The organism is Aliiruegeria haliotis (genome assembly GCF_003003255.1).
Classification (GTDB): Bacteria; Pseudomonadota; Alphaproteobacteria; order Rhodobacterales; family Rhodobacteraceae; genus Tropicimonas; species Tropicimonas haliotis.
Genome location: NZ_PVTD01000009.1, coordinates 159,078 through 177,743, shown reverse-complemented (window position 1 = coordinate 177,743; position 18,666 = coordinate 159,078). Strand labels below are relative to the sequence as shown.

Genomic DNA, 18,666 nt, shown 5'->3' with positions numbered 1-18,666 from the left:
GAACTCCAAGCTGCACATGGTGTCAGACGGTCGGGATCGCCCACTGTCGTTTTTCCTGTCACCAGGCCAGATGAGCGATGCGCGGGGTGCAGTCGTCCTGCTGGGTGATCTGCCGAAGGCGAAACGCCCGCTCGGCGACAAAGGTTACGATGCAGACTGGTTCCGCGACAAACTGAAACGCAAGGGTGTGCGGACCTGCATCCCGCCCAGGGCGAAACGAAAGAAGCCCGCATCCTACAACAGGCGCCTCTACAGGAAGCGCCACCGCATCGAGAATGCCTTTGCTCGCTTGAAGAATTGGCGCCGCATCGCCACCCGCTACGAAAGATGCGGAGACCTGTTCCTGTCTGCCATCTGCATCGCAGCCATCGTCTTCTTTTGGCTGCCAAAATGAGTCCTGACCCTAGCCGTTTGGGATGGCGCTGCGGACCTTGAGTTCTGCAACCTGCCGGGATCTGTTTGATAACGTCGGGTAGCATTGGCGCATCCCCGATGTGACTACCGGTGATCTCGACAGCTCGGATCTCCGGCATTTCCTCGTCGATCCCGAGATGGATCTTGCGTCGGACTCGCCGTTTGGGGCCACCCGCTGCCCGGCAGTCAAAACGCAGTTTCGATGAGAGGGATGCTCGCGGGCGCGCCATTCGCCCTCGCCCTTGATGCCCGTGCTGCCCGAAGGGGGATCAGCAGGTTCAGTGGACCCTTGAAGCCGCGATGCGGGAATTTCACGGCCAGCGTTTTTGGCGACGAGGCAGCATGCTGAAGTCGGGCACACGCCAGTTCAGACCGACGAGCCGCAACAGGCTCTCGACAAAGTCGGTCGTCTTTCTGAGCGCCATGCCGAACACGACCTTCATCGTCAGGCAGGTCTGAATGGCAGTATCGCTGTAGGTCTGCTGGTGACCTCGCCTGCCTGTTGGCACGGCATCCCAGATCATTTTGGAATCGAACCATGTCGTCGGCGGGCCTCGGCGCTTAAGCGCTTCGCTTGCCATTGGGCGCAAACAAATGGCGCCCTCAATGGCTCGCCAGGCTGGCAAATTCCTGGCCCTGTGGGTTGGCGGTGTGGATCTGCTCATGCACCCAAGCTTTCATGCTGGAATCACGAAATGAATCCTTCACCGGATTTGCGCAACAGAACCGATTTGGCTACCAGACTAGTAAATTGCGACCATTGAGAGGACACATCGCGCCGATGGAGTTGCCGACCTATGGCGACGTAGGCGATGCCAAAAAACCGGCAAGGGCCCAGTGGGTACGATCAAATTGAGCGGCCAGCTTTGGCTGTCGCAGATAGAATGCAGCTTGGACCCTCTCGGTGATTGCTGCGATCGCCGGCCGGCTGTCGCTCATGCTGCCCTTGGCTCGACCGTTCAAGCAACTGCGCGACTTCACCAGGAAAACAGTCCCCCGGGGCGGTTGTCAGATCGTCCGAACTTTGAAACCTATGCTGGTCGCGGTGTGGTGCGCGTTCCGGTCGGTCGCAGCGATCATGGCGCTCTTGCCCTAGCCGTGATCGGCAACCCGTGCGACCTTCGTCCGAATAAAGATGCCTTTGTCGCTCCCGTTTCGGGACAGAGCATACTTTTCCCGCTCAGAAGGAAACGTTTCGACCGGCGAAAAAGGGCGTACCAAGCGCTTTCGCGACTCCATTGGGATCACGTTCGCCGTAAACTGTGCCGTTTGTAGTCTTCCGGAGCATCTCACCGACACAATCCACTACGGTTAACCGACATAGCCGCACCCCGCGCTCGCCTGCCACTATCCTGTGGACTACCGTGCAACCCCAAGAAAAACTGGCAAGCTTGGCAATCCGTGCGCTTGTCAGCAGTGAAGGTCGCTCGTGTACCCACGCCGACTTCGAGCAAAGACTCGCACTGAATCTTGGCAATTCGTGCATCCTGCCTCTAGTGGGATCTGGGAACCGTGGCTTCCTATCAGGACACGCGGGTTGCAAGACACAGAGACGCCGGAGACCAACGTGCCTCTGTAGAGAAACACCGTACCGCGACCAGCATACAGTTGTGCTAAGGCGGCGTGGCCACCTGATCGGTCGGACCCAACACCGTTAGGGGTCGGAGGTTCAAGCCGTGAACGACGCGTGAGGCAGTCAGTTGCAGATCTTGCTGATGCTTGGGCACAACTGCGGGTCCATTGGAACGCGCACCGCGCGTTCGGACTCCGAGAGAATGTTGCGCGTATGAACGTCGGGATCCACTCAACGAGTCCTGTTGGTAGGATCGACTGCCGCATGCAACCAGCCTCAGTTCGCCAACAAGCAGCGCACCGGCCTGATCGCAGCAAGCAGCCGCGGAGAGTTTCCGACGCGCGACCATCCAGATTTGCATGGAATGCAGGTGCCATATGACTTCTGGCCCGGCAAATGCCGGGGCAGGTGTCAAATACGCTGGAGTTCGTGGGGCCTACTTGGCGAGGGCCGGCTCAAATGAAACCACCTGATCAGCCATGAGGCTACAAGGTTAAATAAATCCAAATCATTACATGCCGATCAGGACATTCCGAGCGCCTCTTTGTACATCTCCAGAACCGCCTCTTCCTCGGCAATATCGTCCTTGTCACGTTTCCGTAGCGCCAGAACCTTCCGGATGACCTTGACGTCGTAGCCCCGCGCCTTGCTTTCGGCGAAGACCTCCTTGATCTGGTCGGCGATATCTTTCTTCTCGGCTTCCAATCGCTCGATCCGCTCGATGAACTGGCGGAGTTCCCCGGCGGTCACCTTGTAGCTCATTTCGGTGTCTTCAGACATGTCTGCCTCTGCTATCTTCGTCCTGGTTTGCGCCCCGGGCCACCTGCCGACCGGATACTGCCGTTGGGCCCCGCTTGCTTGCCCGGTCATACACCACCCCAAGGGACGGGAAAGCGGGCGCGCGCCCGAAAGCTGTACAAAACCCGCACCTGTGGTTCACACGACAATGCCGGGATCAGCATCCTCCGTCGGATGGCTGCGCCGAGGGCCAATTGCTAGCGGGATGGCACAGCAGCCGCAAGGGGCAGTTGCATCGGCGCAAGCATCACGGTAGCCGGGAGGAAACCAACTTCTGGAGCTGTCATGGACCTGCTGATCTGGATCGGCGCCTCCGTATCCATCCTGGGCCTGATCGGGCTTGTCTGGTGCATGCTCGACGTCGTTCGCGCCCGTCGCGAAGGGCTGGATGACGATGCAATGCGCCAGCGCCTGCAAAAAGCCGTCACCTGGAACCTTGCGGCGCTGTTCGTGTCGGCCTTCGGGTTGATGATGGTAATTGTCGGAATCTTCCTGACTTAGGCTTGAGCCAACGCGTACGACCGCCCTAGCCAGCCCCCGCTGCCCGTCCGGACTTGATGCCCTCCGCCCCACCCTCCGGCACTGCCCAGAAGCGTCGATCCTGCGCCTGCATACCTGCGATCTCCCGGAGGAGCGCGTCCCGTCCTCGTCGATCCGCCATGAAGCAGACACCTCCGCGATGCCGGGCAAACCCGAGCCCGTGAACAAGCGCAAGATCGATATCTTCGGGCCGGCGCACAGATCCTTCTGCCAAGAGAAACAGGGCGCCCAGCGACAGCGACAGCAGGCACCGCCGTTGGATTTCCTCCGCCGTCACAGCCCGTGGGTAAACGCCCGCTTCAGCGCGGACCTTGTTCAGAAGGCGCTCGACCTCTGCTGACGGCACCCCCTCGGGAATACCCGTCGGATAGTCGAAATACCCCTGCCCGGTTTCGCGACCAAGCCGCCCTTCCGCGAAGATCTGCGGCGCCAGCGGCACGCAACGGTCGCGCGGATCGCGTCGGGCGCTGTCGTGTTGCCACAGGCGGACAACATGCCCGAGACCGCGACGATCCCGCGCGCGGTAGTGGCCCTCCGCGAAACCCGCCGCAAGGAGCGCCGCATCCACATCCGATGGGCTTGCCCCCTCCTCCAGCAAATGATCCGCGGCATCGGACAACCTGGCCCGCAATGTTGCCAGCACCCCGCGCCCACGGGACACGACGGCACGACCGCCGATGTCCCGGATTAAGGCGCGCGTCAGGTCGGTCGCGGACGGCAAGGTCGAAGCCGCCACGCGGATCTCCGCAAACAGGCTTTCGGTGGCATTCCCCTCCAGCACGAGAACAAGATCACCGCCCACGCTGCGAAATTCGGTCGGCCCGATCAGGTCGTCTTCGGCAAGCACGATCGTCGCCAACCGGCGCACGGACGCCCGCAAAGGTGGCCGGCCCGCCCGGTGCTCCCCGACGATGGCGACATCACACTCTGAAATTGCGGCGGCGGCCGTACCGGATTTCAAAAGTTCCAGACAGGCAAGTCGCTCTTCCGCCGTCAGGTGCCCAGCTTCCACGGCCGTCGCCAGCCCCTGCCCGATCCGTGACAGCCCGTCGCGAAGCCGGGTGTCCTCGGCCTCGGCCAGCGTGACTGAATGCCCGGCCCGCAGGAGCCTGGAAGCCAGATCCGCCCCCGTATCCCCGGTACAGAAAAAGCCGATTGAGCGGGCGCCCGAAGCTTCGGGGAGGTCCTCTGCACCCTCGGCATCGAGGTCGCGTTCCGCCGCAGCAACATAGCGAAGCGCCGCAGCCACATCGCTATCCGCAAGATCCCGTCCCGCGGCCTGCTCGAACGCCATGCCCATCTCGAACGGCAGGACAAGCGCTGCCTCCACACATTCCAGCACACGGGCGGCGGCGACATCCTCGCCAGACAGGTTGCGGCGGGCGGCGTCGACCGCGGCCGTGTAGGTCTTCCTGTCCTCAAGGAACCGGGCCTCTCGCGAGGCGGGACGCGCGGGGACCTTTCTGGCCACAAGTTTCTGCGCCAGCGAAACCGCCGCTTCGACAAGATCTCCGCGTGCCACACCGTCGATCATGCCGAGGCCAGCGGTCGCCTCAGCCGTCAATGGATCGGCGGACAACAGGACCTTCAGCGCGCCTTCGGCACCGAGCAGTCGCGGCAAGCGCTGAGTCGCCCCGCCGCGTGGAAGGCGCGCGGCCGCGAGATCGGGGAAGGCGAAACGTGCGTCCTCTGTCGCCAACCGGAAATGACAGGCGAGAACGAGGTCCAACCCATCGCCGAAAGCGCGCCCTTGCACGCCGACGATCACCGGCACGGGGGCGTTTTCGATCGCGCCACACAGCGCGGCGAGATCGGGGGCACCCTCTGTATCGTCGTGCGCAGGGCTATCCGCGCAGAAATCCGTCCCCCCCGACAGAAGGACCAGCGCCTTACACCCCGTGCGGAGCGCCGCCGTCATCGACTGAAGGATATCTGCACACAAACCGGCCGACAAAGCGTTGCCCGGCGGTGCGCTGAAGACAAGCACCGCGACCGGGCCAATGTGCTCGACCTGCACCTGCTGTGCCATGTTGCTTCCCGTGATCGCCTGCCCTGCCGACACAGGCCGCAATCGGCCCGCGTTCCGACGCCATCAAACAGCGCGGCGCCGGTCAACACAAGCCGGGGCGATCAATTCGAGCCGCATGTGATCACTTTTGGAGTTTCCTCGCGCAGTCTGCGCAGAACGGGGTAAACGGCAGCAGTTCAAGGCGCGCTTCGGCAATGACATCCCCGCACTGCACGCATTCGCCGTATGTGCCATCCTCGATGCGCCCGAGTGCTGCATGGATTGCCGCAATCTCCGCTTTTCCCGCAAGTCCCTCGCCTTCGAGAACCTCGTCGGTTTCCCGCTCGACCGCCAGCTCCTCCCAATCGCGCGACTGGTGGGAGTCAAGCTCCGCATCAATCCCGCGCAGCTTCTCTTCGAGAGAGATCAGCCGGGCTTCCAGTTGCGCCTTGCGCTGTAGAACCTCGACCATTGTCGTCCTCCTTCTCGTTCGAGCGGGCTCGCGGGGAATGAGCCTAGTCGGAGGAGCGGGTGTTGTCATTGACCCACGTCAACCGAAAGACGGCTTGACCTTCCCGTCACGCGCGCCGATCAATGAGCCATGGATATACGCGCACTCACTAGCGAATACGCTGTCTCCCCGCAGATCACGCCGGACGATGTCCGCGCGATCGCCGCGGCAGGGTATCGAACCATCATCTGCAATCGCCCGGACTACGAAGTCGTCGCCGAAGTCCGCGCGGACGCGGTTCGCAGCGCCGCCGAGGCTGAAGGCCTTCATTTCGTGGTGAATCCGCTGCCACAGGGGGATGTAAATTCCGAGGCGGTGGAGATGCAACGCTCCGCGATCGAGACATCGGACGGTCCCACGCTGGCCTATTGCGCCTCCGGAACGCGCTCCACCATTGTCTGGATGTTTGGCGCGGCGGCCAATGTGCCGGCAGGCGACCTGGTGGAGGCCGCACATCGTGCCGGCTACCCGCTGGCATCCTTGCGCCCGCTCCTGGAGCCTCTTTCCAAGGTCTGACATCCGGCTTCGGCGAAAGAGGGGCTGTGTAAAGGAGACAGGTTCCGCGCGCGTGGACTCCCGCGCTTCGGAACCGGTCCGTCTCCCGATTGCGGGTCTCAGCCAGAACGCGCCGCCACAGCGTTTCCCACGCCTGCCGGATGCGTGGAACTGGTGAGACTTCGCGCCCCCCAACCGTCCGCGCACCGGTTTGCCCGACTGTCACCGCTCCCGCCTGACCTTGGCACCAAACGAAGAACGACACGGCAACTGGTTGTGGCCGAGAACTCCATGGCGCATGTGCGAGTTGCCACCCCTTGAAGAGGTTGGCCACTCGAAGCGGACCTGCGCTCCCCCGTCCTCTAGTCTGTAATTGGCGGCAGATCTCCAATCCCAACCGGGGCAACTCCGGCGCCGAGGTCGGGCAGCGTATCCAGTGGTGCAGGACTGTCCATCGCGGGGTGGTCCGGAAGGCCGCTGTCGGAATCGGCGCCAACTCCAGCGTCTGTTGAACCGTGGTCGGCCGGCGAGACTGCCAGTGGCAAGGGAGGCAGCTCCGCTGAGGGGATTTCCGGTGTCGCGGGCGGTGCAGCGGCGAGCGCATCGGCGAGATCGAGCGTCGGAGATGGCAACGCTGCGCCCGAGCCAATGCGCACCGCCCGATGCCCATGGCTCTGCCCCAGACGGCCGGTCGTGAATGCCTGCCCTTCCTCGCTGGTGAGCTTGACACCATCGATCCGCGCCGCCGGCAAGGGAAGTTCCTGACCGACGTTCAGCCGTGCAAGCTCTTCGAACGGAACCCGGAACCGGTGCAGCACCGCCTCAAGGCGCACTTCTCCGCCCAGAACGACAGCCTTCAGCTTGTCCTCCCACTCGGGATCGTCCCCGGTGGTTGTCTCGTTCACAGCGGTCAGATCCGGGCGACCACGGCCTTCGGCCGGAAGGGCAAGAACGATCCTTCCGCCGCGGATCCCCGCCTCCACCTGAACCGAGAGGCCGAAAACACGGTAATCGACATCTTCGAGCAACAACCCCAGCGGGCGCGGATCTTCGAGGTGGCTGGAATAGGCGTATCCCGTCACCCAGGACGCCTCCGAGCGCGCGAGGAACGGTTCTTCGAACTCCCTGAGCATGGCATCGATGAGATCGGCAGCCAGCGCGGCGTCCGTGCGCGTTGCCCGACGCGGCGGTGGCATGCGTTCCGACAAGGCGCCGGTCATCTGCTTCTCGATCAGCGCGGACAGGAAAGGCGCATCCAGAACCATCAGGCCTAGCGATTCCTCCGGCCCTTCGAGGATGGCCAGCAGCCCATCTTCGGGAAGAATCTCAAGCAGTTCGGTCAACGACACAATGCGTTCCGAGCAGCTTGAAACGGACGTGTCCATGGAAAGCAGGTTCTCGGCGGAGCGGCTGAGGCCCGAAGACAGCACGCGAGCAGGCAGAATCGCCCTGCCCCCGGCCGGGTTCTCTCGCCCCGCCGCTGCCATGCGTCTCAACACCGATTGCGCCGCAGCCTCGGCCATAAGTGTTTCATCCTGCTGGCCCCGGGGAACCTGTCCGATGCGGGGTCGTTCGCGGCAACACTGCCCAGAATTCCCTGAGCAAACCGTTAATGCGACCCATCGGAAGACGGATTATTGTGCCGCCTGTGCCGCGCTGCGACCGGCCGCCAAAGGCACCGTTACCCGGAAGGCTGCCCCGCCCTGACCTGGCAGGTACTCGATCGATCCCCCCAGCCGCAGCATGATCTCTCGGCAGATCGCCAGCCCCAACCCAGCCCCGCCGGCGGCCGACTGATCAGACAACCGGGAGAATTTCTCGAAGATGATATCCTGGCTGCGGGCCGGGATCCCCGACCCATTGTCGATGAAGTCGATCACCGCACGCCCGTCCCTTTGCCGGGCCCGAATGCGCAGCTCAGGCTCCTGAGCATCGCAGTATTTCTTGGCGTTTCCAATGAGATTGATAAAGACCTGCGTCAGCCTGTCGGCATCGGTCACCAGTTCGATCTGTTCGCGGCCCGGATCGCGCGCCACCTTGAGACCGTCATCGGGGCCGACCTCCGTAAGCGCTCCCGTGGCGGCAATCGCCCGATCCAGCAGATCGCCCAGCCGGGCCGCGCCGAGGCTCAGACTGACCTGCGCGTTCTCCAGCACCGAAAGATCGAGAAGATCGTCCAGCAACCGGGTCAGACGGATGGCCTCGTCGTGGATGATCCCGGCGTAGCGCCCCTGGTCGCTTTCGTCGAGCCCACCCTCCCGAAGGATCTCGGAGAAGGCCCGGACGGAGGTCATGGGCGTGCGCAACTCGTGGCTGATCTGGCTGAGGAAGGCGTCCTTTTGAATCGAAAGCTCCGTGAGTTTCTGGTTGGCATCCCGGAGCTTGCGCGCGGTGCGCTCCAACTCCTTCGACTGCGCTTCCAGCCGATTGGAATATTCGAGGATCTGCTGGGCCTCGTCGGCCACGCGCATCAGGTCTTCGACCCCGACGGTCGACGATCCGGCGATCTGCGCGACCATCGCATGCGCGGTCGCCGCGCCGACGCTGGCGGCCAGTTCCCGCTCCAATCGATCCAGAAATTCCGGCGTTGTTTCAGGAAGATAACCAAGCTTCCCCTGGGTGCTGGCCTCGGATTGGAAAAGTGCCTGCGCATCCGACGGGCCGAGAATGCGCTGCGCCATCATCAGAAGATCCTCAGCCTCGGCGCTGCCACGGGTCCAGCCGCGCGCGCCCAGCGTGTGTTCGAAGACATTGACCACCTGCGCGCCCTGCAGCCGCTCCAACGGTGTCGGAAAGGTGCGGATGGAGACGCCGCAGAACGCCACGGTATTGAGCAGGATCGACCAGAACACCGCGTGTACGAACGGGTCCATGCCGTCGATGCCGAACAGCGCCTGCGGCCGTAACCAATGGATACCGAAGGGGCCTTCGGCGAGCATGGTCGGGCTGAAGGGACCATCGGTCCCGAAACTCGGCAGGAACAGCACATAGGCCCAGACGACGAAGCCGGTGACCAGGCCCGCCGCGGCCCCGGCACGGGTTCCGCCGCGCCAGAACAACCCACCCAGAAGGGCTGGCAACACCTGGCTGACTCCGACGAAGGAGATGAGGCCAATCGAGGCCAGCGCCGCCGAGCCGCCCGAGAAACGGTAGTAGAGATAGCCGAGAGCGAGCACCGCGGCGATGGAGAAGCGCCTGGCGCGCAACACGACCCCGCGGACGTCGCCGGCCATGGTCGCACCGCCCTGTCGGGAGTTGAGGTAGACCGGCATGACGACATGGTTGGAAACCATCGTGGCCAGCGCCAGTGCCGCGACGATCACCATGGATGTGGCAGAAGAAAACCCGCCTAGGAAGGCCAGCATCGCCAGCCCGTTCCAATTCTCCTTGAGTGGCAGGGTAAGCACGAAAAGGTCGGGGTTTGCGCCCTCCGGCAAGTGCTCCAGCCCCACCACGGCAATGGGCACCACGAACAGGCTCATCATGCAGAGGTAAAGCGGAAACGCCCAGGACGCGACACCCAGATGCGCCTCGTCCTCGTTCTCGACCACCAGCACCTGGAACATGCGCGGCAGACAGAGGATTGCCGCCGCAGAGGTGAAGATCAGACCGGCCCATCGGGTCGGATTGATCTGCCAACCCGCCAACGCTGAATTGTCGATGCGGGCCAGGATATCGGCCGGACCGTCCGCAATCCCCCAGACGACAAAGCACCCGACGGCCATCAAGGCCACGAGCTTGACCACTGCCTCGACTGCGATGGCCATGACGACGCCGTGGTGACGCTCGTTCGAATTCAGGTTCCGGGTGCCGAAGAGAATCGTGAAAACGGCAAGCCCCGCTGCAACCCAGAGCCCGGTGGAGGCCGGGTCAGCCGGATCCCAGAATTCCGCGCCCGGCGCGGCGAACACGCCGAAGGACAGGGTAACCGACTGCAATTGCAGCGCGATATACGGCGTAGTGCCAACGACGGCCAGGATGGTGACCAGCACGCCGAGCCTGTTCGATTTGCCGTAGCGGGAGGAGATCATGTCGGCGATGGAGGTGATCCGTTGGGTGCGTCCGACCCGCACCAGCTTTCGCAGCAACAGCCACCAGCCGGTAAAGACCAAAGTCGGCCCGAGGTAGATGGTGATGAACTCCAGTCCCGACCGCGCGGCGTATCCCACCGCACCATAGAAGGTCCAGGCCGTACAATAGACCGACAGCGAAAGCGTGTAGACCAGCGGTGAGCGCAGCCAGCCGCCGCCCACACGCCTGGCGCGGCGGTCGGCCAGCGCCGCGACCATGAAAAGCAGGGCGACATAGCCAAGGGACACGCTCACGAGCAGGTTGAAGGACATGGCCTAGCCTTCCCGGTCTTGTTGCACCGTCTGCCCGGCGCCGGACGGACCTGCGGAGGGGCCTTCCTTGCGCTCGTCACGCAGCGGCTCGGCCAATCGCCTCGCGATGAGTGCCGTGGTCACGATGAGCAGGATCCAGATCAGGAACAGGTAGATCGCGCCCGCTGCCGTGCCGTAATCCTGCGCCCAGAGCATCGGCAACATCAGCAGCGCGGTGCCGAAAGCCGGAAGCAGTCGCGCGGCGTCCATCACCCGACGGCGCCGGTAGATCTTCCGATCGAGAAAGACAGGCGTCACACCGCGTTCGGAGCTTTCCGGCAACAGGTCGTCCCATCGCACCGACGCGTCGCCGCTCCGGCGGTCTTCGGAACGATCGCTCTCACCGTCGCCGCTCACGCCTGATCCGTGACACCGGCCTGAAGGGCGTTCACGGTCTCCAGAACCTCGGAATTTGAGAATGGCTTGGTCATGAAGCGGTTGGCGCCGTAGCGCTCGGCAAGTTCGCGATCCCGCCCCTGCCCCTTCGCGGTCAGCATAAGGATCGGCAGATCTGCGGTTGCCGATGCCCCGCGCAACTCGCGCAGAATATCGAAGCCGGATTTCCCCGGGAGCATCACGTCCAGGACAAGCACATCCGGCACCGCCGAAAGGACCGTATCCACGGCGGTTGAACCATCTGAATGGGTGTCTACGACCCACCCGTCCCGCGACAGGATGAATCGAATGGCCTCGATGATGTTGGGCTCATCTTCGACCAGCAATACACGCTTGCCCATGCGTCATCCCCCCCGGATAGGCAGGTCATTGTTATTCTCCTCCCGCCGCTGTTTCCACTATTGCCGGAAGCTTGGGCAGTGTCAAAACGCCTCTGCCATGATCGAGGGCTCCCGTCGCGCCGCGCAGGCCGGGCGCGGACAGATCCGGCAGGAGGTTCCGACCTCCAGTTCCGCCGCTGCATCGACCATTTGCGTGATTTCCAAGGGCAGGATCAGCATCGCGGCCTCCAGCACCGGCGGGCCGTCAAACCCCGCGGGCTGGGAGGGCTGGCAGACGGCGTAGGTCACGAAAAGGCGCCGCGACCGTCCGCCCATCTCCACCACGCGCCGGACCGGCGACATCGGCCGGGACAGCGCCATGTAAAGCGGCCAGAGCGCACAGGCCGCCGAGTAGCGCGGCAAGGGAAAGTCGTCGACGGGCTTGCGGAAGGTCAACGTGCCCGATCCGTCACAGGACACCAGGCCGATCTCCCCGCCGACATCTCCGGCCGGAAGCGATGCAAGACGACGAAACACGGCCGCGAGGTCGACACCATAGCGGGTCGCAAGGGCGGCCGGGTCGAACCCGCTATCGACCGCGGCCTGGCCGAAGGTCTTCAGCGGCATGTGGCCCGCATCTTTCAGGTAGCGTTCGAGAAACCCACGCGCCAGGGCCTTGGCGGCGGTGCTCTTGAGCTCTCCCGCGCGGTTGATCAGCGTCTCCGGCTCCAGCGGCAGGGCGCGTTCGAGCTCGGCGATATGGAAGTCCTGTGCCTTCAACCAGTTGTCCAGTTCCTCCTGCGGAGTCGATCCAGTCACGTCAGTCGAGCTGGCCTCGTCGAGATACCGCACCAGCGCCTCGGCGCTTTCGGCAAGACGGGCGGAATCCTCCGCCATGTTTCGGTGGAAACGATCGCGCCACTCCGCGTCGATGTCTCGGGTTTCGGCAAGGATCGTCGCCGTGGACCGGATCGCGGTAACCGTGGAGATAACCTCGTGCAGCGACGTCGACAGGAAAGGGTCGTGGGTCATGCGGTCGGACAGTATCTCGACGGAGTGTTCCAGTTCACTCGACCGCCGCCGGGTATCGGCCAGCAGCCGCGCCCAGCCCGGAAACCGGCCAACGAACTCCTCCAGCCGGGGGAGTTCCTCCGTCGCACCTCCGTGGTCGGCCGCCGCCTCCCGCAGCGTGTCCAGCAGCGCCGCCTCCGCCCCCTCGGTCAGCGCCGAAGGCTCCACGCCTAACTCCCGCGCAATATCGTTAATCAACTTGCCGCCGATTCTTCTCCGATTGTGCTCAATCAGGTTCAAATACGACGGAGAAATGCCCACCGCGCGCGCCAGATCGGCCTGCTTGCGGCCCATGAACATGCGTCTTTCGCGGATACGGCTGCCCGTCAGGGAGTTGCGCGCCATTAACTTTTTCCCGCCTTCCCAAGGGCTTTCTGCACTGCAGTGACAATTCCTTTACAAGGTATACAATCGCATTGTGTAAGTCTTTACAAAAAAATCCTTTGAAGAAAAGGAGTTGTTGATTGGTTTGCCACAGCGCCCCGATACTGGGCACGTTCGGGAAACCGGACCGCGGACGTGTAGAGGACCACAGCCGCGACAAAACATTGGGAGGACTACATGACGAAATTCACTCCGACGCGCCGTGGCGTGCTGAAGACCGGCGTCGCAGCCGGCGCAGGTCTGGCGCTGCCGACGATCTTTACGTCGTCCGCGCACGCCGTCACCAACGAGCCGACGGGCTCGAGCGTCACCCTCGGGTTCAACGTCCCGCAGACCGGACCCTACGCAGATGAGGGCGCCGACGAGCTGCGCGCCTACGAACTGGCAGTCGAGCACCTGAACGGTGGCGGCGACGGTGGCATGCTGAACACCTTCTCCTCGAAGGTTCTCGACGGCACCGGCATCATGGGCAAGAAGGTCGAGTACGTCACGGGCGACACGCAGACCAAGTCCGACGCCGCGCGTGCGTCTGCCAAGTCGATGATCGAGAAGGACGGTGCCATCATGATCACCGGCGGTTCGTCCTCCGGTGTGGCCATCGCCGTGCAGGGCCTCTGCCAGGAAGCCGGCGTTATCTTCATGGCAGGCCTGACCCACTCCAACGACACCACCGGCAAGGACCGCAAGGCCAACGGTTTCCGTCACTTCTTCAACGGCTACATGTCGGGCGCAGCACTCGCCCCGGTGCTGAAGAACCTCTATGGTGACGACCGCAAGGCCTACCACCTGACGGCAGACTACACCTGGGGCTGGACGCAGCAGGAATCCATCGCCGCCGCCACCGAGGCGCTCGGCTGGGAGACCGTGAACAACGTGCTGACGCCGCTCGCGTCCACGGACTTCTCGTCCTACATCGCGCCGGTTCTGAACTCCGGCGCCGACGTGCTGGTTCTGAACCACTACGGCGGCAACATGGTCAACTCGCTGACCAACGCGGTGCAGTTCGGCCTGCGTGAGAAGGAAGTCAACGGCAAGAACTTCGAGATCGTCGTTCCGCTCTTTTCGCGCCTCATGGCTCGCGGCGCCGGCGAGAACATCAAGAACATCGTCGGTTCGACCAACTGGCACTGGTCGCTGCAGGACGAGGGCTCCAAGGCCTTCGTGAAGTCCTTCGGCGAAAAGTACGGCTTCCCGCCGAGCCAGGCCGCGCACACCTGCTACGTGCAGACGCTGCTCTATGCCGATGCCGTGACCCGCGCCGGGTCCTTCGCACCCTGCGATGTCGCCGCCGCGCTCGAAGGTTTCGAGTTCGACGGTCTGGGCAATGGCAAGACGCTCTACCGCGCCGAGGACCACCAGTGCTTCAAGGACGTGCTGGTCGTGAAAGGCAAGGAAAACCCGCAGTCGGAGTTCGACCTTCTCGAAGTCGTCGAAGTCACCCCGGCCGCACAGGTCACCTACCCGCCGAACCATCCGATGTTCGGTGGCGACGAGGCCTCGCTCGGCGAGTGCAACAACGGCGCGTAAACCACTCACGCACACCAGACCGGCCGCGCATCCTGCGCGGCCGGATTCACTCACCGCCCGGGGGCAGCCTCCCCGTCGGCGCCCCTGACACTTTTGACAGGTGGGGATTATGGACGCGATCCTACTCCAGATACTGAACGGGCTCGACAAGGGCTCAGCCTATGCGCTGATCGCGCTCGGGCTTACTCTCATTTTCGGCACGCTCGGCGTCGTGAACTTCGCGCACGGCGCCCTGTTCATGCTCGGCGCCTTCTGCGCCGTCACGCTCCAGCGTGTCCTCTCGGCGTCCTACGAGGTCATCGACGAGACCAAGGTGGACTTCCTTGGCAACCCGCTGAAGGTCAAGACCCCCTACGTCGAGGGTTGGTTCGGACCGGAGGTCGGCGGGGCCATCATCGACTGGGCGGTGCCGCTCTCGATTCTCATCGCCATCCCCTTCATGATTGCTGTCGGCTTCATCATGGAGCGTGGCCTGATCAAGCACTTCTACAAGCGTCCCCATGCTGACCAGATCCTGGTGACCTTCGGCCTGGCGATTGTCCTGCAGGAAGTCATCAAGTATTTCTTCGGTGCCAACCCGATCCAGACCCCGCCGCCCGATGCGCTTCTGGGGGTGGTGAACATCGGTGCGCCGCTAAGCCTTGAGCTTGCCTACCCGATCTGGCGCCTGGTCTACTTCTTCTTCGCGATCGCAATCATCGGTGGCGTTTTCTCCTTCCTGCAATTCACCACCTTCGGCATGGTTGTGCGCGCAGGCATGGCGGACCGGGAAACCGTTGGCCTGCTGGGCATCGACATCGACCGCCGCTTCACCATCATGTTCGGCCTCGCAGCCGCCGTGGCCGGCCTCGCCGGGGTGATGTACGGACCGATCAACCCCCCGAACTACCACATGGGCATGGACTTCCTTGTCCTCTCCTTCGTCGTGGTCGTCGTCGGCGGTATGGGCTCTTTGCCGGGGGCCGTTCTCGCAGGCTTCCTGCTCGGTATCCTGGAGAGCTTCGCCTCCACCACCTGGGCCACAACCACCATTCCGGGCATCAACCAGATCATCATCTACCTGGTCGCCATCATCGTTCTGCTGACCCGTCCGAGGGGCCTGATGGGCCGCAAGGGCGTGATGGAGGATTAATCACATGCTTGGACTCAACAAGAAGGACACGTCGCTGCTCATCGTTGTCGCCATTCTGGCGCTGGCAGCCCCGTTCCTGCTCAACCCCTTCCCCACCAACAGCGCGATGGCACAGTTCAATGCCGGGTATCCGGACCTGATGCAGCGCTTCGTGATCTTCGGGATCTTCGCCATCGGCTTCAACATCCTCTTCGGCCTCACCGGCTACCTCTCCTTCGGCCATGCGGCCTTCCTGGGAGTGGGGTCCTACGCCGCGGTCTGGATGTTCAAGCTGCTCTCCTACAACGTCGTCCCAGCCATCGCGCTCTCTGTCGTCGTGGCGGGCATCTTCTCCGTGCTGATCGGATACGTGTCGCTGCGCCGCTCCGGGATCTACTTCTCGATCCTGACACTCGCCTTCGCGCAGATGTCCTTCGCGCTGGCCTACTCGGTCCTGTCGAACCCCAAGTTCAACCTGACCAATGGCGAAACCGGCCTGCAGGTCTATGCAGACGATCCGCAGATCCTCCATCGCGACGGGTTGCCTGACGTGCCTCACCTCTTCGGCTGGGCGATGCGGGACAACTTCCTGGAGCTTAAGCTCGGAGGGTGGGAGTTCACCTTCAACAACGGCTACTACCTCTGTGCGCTGATCATGCTGGTGGTCTTCTACCTGTCCATCCGGCTCTTCCGCTCGCCCTTCGGCCTGATGCTGCGCGCGGTGAAGTCGAACCAGAACCGGCTCAACTACACCGGCCTCAACCCCAAGCCCTACACGCTGGCCGCCTTCATCATCTCGGGCATGTATGCCGGCCTCGCCGGTGGGCTGCTCGCCGCGATGGACCCGCTTGCGGGCGCGGAGCGGATGCAGTGGACCGCCTCGGGTGAAGTGGTGCTGATGACCATCCTCGGCGGTGCGGGTACGCTGATCGGCCCCGTGCTGGGCGCCGGCTTCATCAAGTACTTCGAGAACATCTTCTCGAAGATCAACGACAACGTGCTGCACCAGTGGTTCGCCTTCATGCCCGACGGAATGGAAGACTTCATGGTCTTCATCGTTCACCCCTTCGTGGGCAAGGGCTGGCACCTGACGCTTGGCATCCTGTTCATGCTGGTCGTGACCTTCCTGCCGGGTGGACTCGTCGAAGGTGGTCAGCGACTGCTCAACGTCATCCGCAATCGTGGCCGGAAGCCCGCGGATCCGAAGGACCCCGAGCATCACCCCAAAGAAACCCCGCATGTGGCGGAATAGGGAGACCTGAAAGATGGGAATTCTTGAAGTCAAAGGGGTTAACAAGCGCTTCGGCGGGTTGCAGGCCCTGGGCGACGTGAACCTCTCCGTGGCCGAAAACACCGTCCACGCGATCATCGGCCCCAACGGGGCAGGCAAGTCCACGTTGCTGAACTGCCTCGTCGGCAAGCTGATCCCCGACACCGGGTCGGTCATGTTCGACGGTCAGTCGGTGCTGGGCCGCACGCCCTACGAGATCAACCAGATGGGGATTTCGCGCGTGTTCCAGACACCGGAGATCTTCGGGGACCTGACCGTGTTCGAAAACATGGTCATCCCCGCCTTCGCCAAGCGCGACGGCAGCTTCCGGATGCATGCCTTTGAAAGCGTGCTGAACGAGAAGGAGATCTGCGAGCGCGCCGAGCAACTGCTCGAAGAGGTCAACATGCAGGACAAGATCGGCATGCACTCCGCCTCTCTCTCCCGCGGGGACAAGCGCCGCCTGGAGATGGCCATGTGCCTGTTGCAGGAACCGCGCCTGCTGTTGCTGGACGAGCCCACCGCCGGGATGGCGCGGGCAGACACCAACAACACCATCGACCTGCTGAAGGAGATCAAGGAGCAGCGCGACATCACGATCTGCATCATCGAGCACGACATGCACGTGGTTTTCTCGCTGGCCGATCGGATCACCGTGCTCGCACAGGGGACCCCGCTCGTCGAGGACGCCCCGGAAAACATCCGTGGCAACCCGAAGGTCCGAGAAGCCTATCTCGGCGAGGCGGCCTGATGCCCCGCCCTCCCCTTCATCTTTCTGAAAATATCCCCGCCGGAGGCTCCCGCGATCGCGGCTGGACTCCCGGCCGCGACGGAGGTTGAGACATGAACGTCAAACCGGACTTTTCCAAGAATGCCAACATGGCGTCCACCGCGCCGGCCTTCCTGTCGATCTACGACATGCATGCCTACTACGGCGAGAGCTACATCATCCAGGGCATCTCCTTCAACGTGCACGAAGGCGAGATCCTGGCCCTGCTCGGCCGCAACGGCGCAGGAAAGACGACCACGCTGAGGGGGATCGCCCGGATGGACGACCCGCAGGTCACCCATGGCGAGATCTGGCTGGACCACAAGCACCTGCACACGATGAAGAGCCATCAGGCTGCGGTCGCGGGCATCGGGCTGGTGCCGGAAGATCGCTCCATCATCCCCGGCCTGACCGTCGAGGAAAACCTGCAACTTGCCCAGATCGTCGAGCCCATCGGCTGGACGCTCGACCGCCTCTACGACCTCTTCCCGCGCCTCGGGGAACGTCGCAAGCAAGAAGGGATCACCCTGTCGGGCGGCGAGCAGCAGATGCTGGCCATTGCGCGGGCTCTGGCGCGGGACATCAAGGTCCTGCTGCTGGACGAGCCCTACGAAGGGCTTGCCCCGGTGATCGTGGACGAGATCGAGAAGACCCTCATCCACATCAAGGAACAGGGCATCACGACGGTGATCGTGGAACAGAACGCGGTCCGGGCATTGGAACTGGCCGACCGTGCGGTCATCCTCGACACCGGCTCCATCGTCTTCGACGGCTCGGCTGCCGAGGTGCTTGAGAACGCAGAACTGCGTGCAGAGTATCTCGCGATCTGATCCGGATGGGCGCCACCGGTTCGACGGACCGCGCGCCCGTTGATCAACGGACCACACCCCGCCGGGACCCCGGCGGGGTGTTTTCATCGGCGCCCCGTGTTGCGACGGCCGTTCCGCCCGGGGCCATTGGATCGCAACCAATGCCACCACAAGGATTGGTCGCGCGGCGACACACTTGGTGGATGTTGCCGTGACCACGATCCGGGGTTCTCCGGGAATCGGTTGCGACCAGCGCATTGTCAGCACTCTCCGCACCGGTCTCGGCGC

At 63.3% G+C, this 18,666-nt stretch carries 16 protein-coding genes and 1 pseudogene; 8 read left to right on the top strand and 9 right to left on the bottom strand.

Annotated features, from left to right (window positions below; genetic code table 11):
- Positions 1–394: IS5 family transposase (locus CLV78_RS18660; RefSeq protein WP_146136728.1), on the top strand; the 394-nt coding region annotated here is incomplete at its 5' end.
- Between the two features lie 55 nt (positions 395–449).
- Here CLV78_RS18660 and CLV78_RS18655 read toward each other — a convergent pair.
- Positions 450–1,079, bottom strand: a pseudogene (locus CLV78_RS18655) (transposase); the annotation flags it as partial.
- A gap of 1,430 nt (positions 1,080–2,509) precedes the next feature.
- On the bottom strand, positions 2,510–2,767 hold the full coding sequence (locus CLV78_RS18645; RefSeq protein ID WP_106206859.1) for a DUF2312 domain-containing protein: 258 nt from the start codon (positions 2,765–2,767) through the stop codon (positions 2,510–2,512).
- Between the two features lie 303 nt (positions 2,768–3,070).
- On the opposite strand from CLV78_RS18645, the gene CLV78_RS18640 reads away from it, so the two are divergent.
- Complete coding sequence (locus tag CLV78_RS18640) at positions 3,071–3,286, top strand: hypothetical protein (RefSeq protein ID WP_106206857.1); 216 nt, start codon at positions 3,071–3,073, stop codon at positions 3,284–3,286.
- A 25-nt stretch (positions 3,287–3,311) separates the two neighbouring features.
- On the opposite strand, the gene CLV78_RS18635 is transcribed toward CLV78_RS18640, so the two are convergent.
- Together CLV78_RS18635 and CLV78_RS18630 are read right to left on the bottom strand one after the other, a co-directional pair.
- Positions 3,312–5,354: an enoyl-CoA hydratase/isomerase family protein gene (locus CLV78_RS18635; protein ID WP_106206855.1), complete on the bottom strand. Its 2,043-nt coding sequence runs from the start codon at positions 5,352–5,354 to the stop codon at positions 3,312–3,314.
- Between the two features lie 121 nt (positions 5,355–5,475).
- On the bottom strand, positions 5,476–5,805 hold the full coding sequence (locus CLV78_RS18630) for a TraR/DksA family transcriptional regulator (protein ID WP_106206853.1): 330 nt from the start codon (positions 5,803–5,805) through the stop codon (positions 5,476–5,478).
- A 129-nt stretch (positions 5,806–5,934) separates the two neighbouring features.
- Between CLV78_RS18630 and CLV78_RS18625 the strand changes: the two genes are divergently transcribed.
- On the top strand, positions 5,935–6,360 hold the full coding sequence (locus CLV78_RS18625; RefSeq protein ID WP_106206851.1) for a protein tyrosine phosphatase family protein: 426 nt from the start codon (positions 5,935–5,937) through the stop codon (positions 6,358–6,360).
- A 341-nt stretch (positions 6,361–6,701) separates the two neighbouring features.
- Here CLV78_RS18625 and CLV78_RS18620 read toward each other — a convergent pair whose 3' ends face one another.
- The 5 genes from CLV78_RS18620 to CLV78_RS18600 form a co-directional block, all read right to left on the bottom strand.
- Entirely contained in the window at positions 6,702–7,862 is a 1,161-nt protein-coding gene (locus CLV78_RS18620) for a FliM/FliN family flagellar motor switch protein (protein ID WP_106206850.1), read from the bottom strand.
- A 111-nt stretch (positions 7,863–7,973) separates the two neighbouring features.
- Positions 7,974–10,682 (bottom strand): sensor histidine kinase, encoded by a 2,709-nt coding sequence (locus tag CLV78_RS18615; protein WP_106206848.1) that lies wholly within the window; start codon positions 10,680–10,682, stop codon positions 7,974–7,976.
- 3 nt (positions 10,683–10,685) lie between these two features.
- Positions 10,686–11,078 (bottom strand): hypothetical protein, encoded by a 393-nt coding sequence (locus tag CLV78_RS24865; protein ID WP_106206846.1) that lies wholly within the window; start codon positions 11,076–11,078, stop codon positions 10,686–10,688.
- Entirely contained in the window at positions 11,075–11,458 is a 384-nt protein-coding gene (locus tag CLV78_RS18605) for a response regulator transcription factor (protein WP_106206844.1), read from the bottom strand. The genes CLV78_RS24865 and CLV78_RS18605 overlap by 4 nt, the downstream gene beginning before the upstream one ends.
- 81 nt (positions 11,459–11,539) lie before the next feature.
- The gene (locus CLV78_RS18600) at positions 11,540–12,853 is read right to left on the bottom strand and encodes a helix-turn-helix transcriptional regulator (protein ID WP_106206842.1); all 1,314 of its coding nucleotides are present in this window, start codon (positions 12,851–12,853) and stop codon (positions 11,540–11,542) included.
- 216 nt (positions 12,854–13,069) lie between these two features.
- On the opposite strand from CLV78_RS18600, the gene CLV78_RS18595 reads away from it, so the two are divergent.
- The 5 genes from CLV78_RS18595 to CLV78_RS18575 all read left to right on the top strand — a co-directional run bounded on the left by CLV78_RS18595 (position 13,070) and on the right by CLV78_RS18575 (position 18,399).
- Positions 13,070–14,419, top strand: a complete 1,350-nt coding sequence (locus CLV78_RS18595) for a substrate-binding protein (RefSeq protein WP_106206840.1) — start codon at positions 13,070–13,072, stop codon at positions 14,417–14,419.
- Between the two features lie 109 nt (positions 14,420–14,528).
- The gene (locus tag CLV78_RS18590) at positions 14,529–15,551 is read left to right on the top strand and encodes a branched-chain amino acid ABC transporter permease (protein WP_106206838.1); all 1,023 of its coding nucleotides are present in this window, start codon (positions 14,529–14,531) and stop codon (positions 15,549–15,551) included.
- Positions 15,552–15,555: 4 nt separating this feature from the next.
- The gene (locus tag CLV78_RS18585) at positions 15,556–16,782 is read left to right on the top strand and encodes a branched-chain amino acid ABC transporter permease (RefSeq protein WP_106206836.1); all 1,227 of its coding nucleotides are present in this window, start codon (positions 15,556–15,558) and stop codon (positions 16,780–16,782) included.
- A 13-nt stretch (positions 16,783–16,795) separates the two neighbouring features.
- A complete protein-coding gene (locus CLV78_RS18580) occupies positions 16,796–17,551 on the top strand; it encodes an ABC transporter ATP-binding protein (RefSeq protein ID WP_106206834.1) in 756 nt (251 codons plus the stop codon).
- 92 nt (positions 17,552–17,643) lie between these two features.
- Entirely contained in the window at positions 17,644–18,399 is a 756-nt protein-coding gene (locus CLV78_RS18575) for an ABC transporter ATP-binding protein (protein WP_106206832.1), read from the top strand.
- The last annotated feature ends 267 nt before the right edge of the window (positions 18,400–18,666 follow it).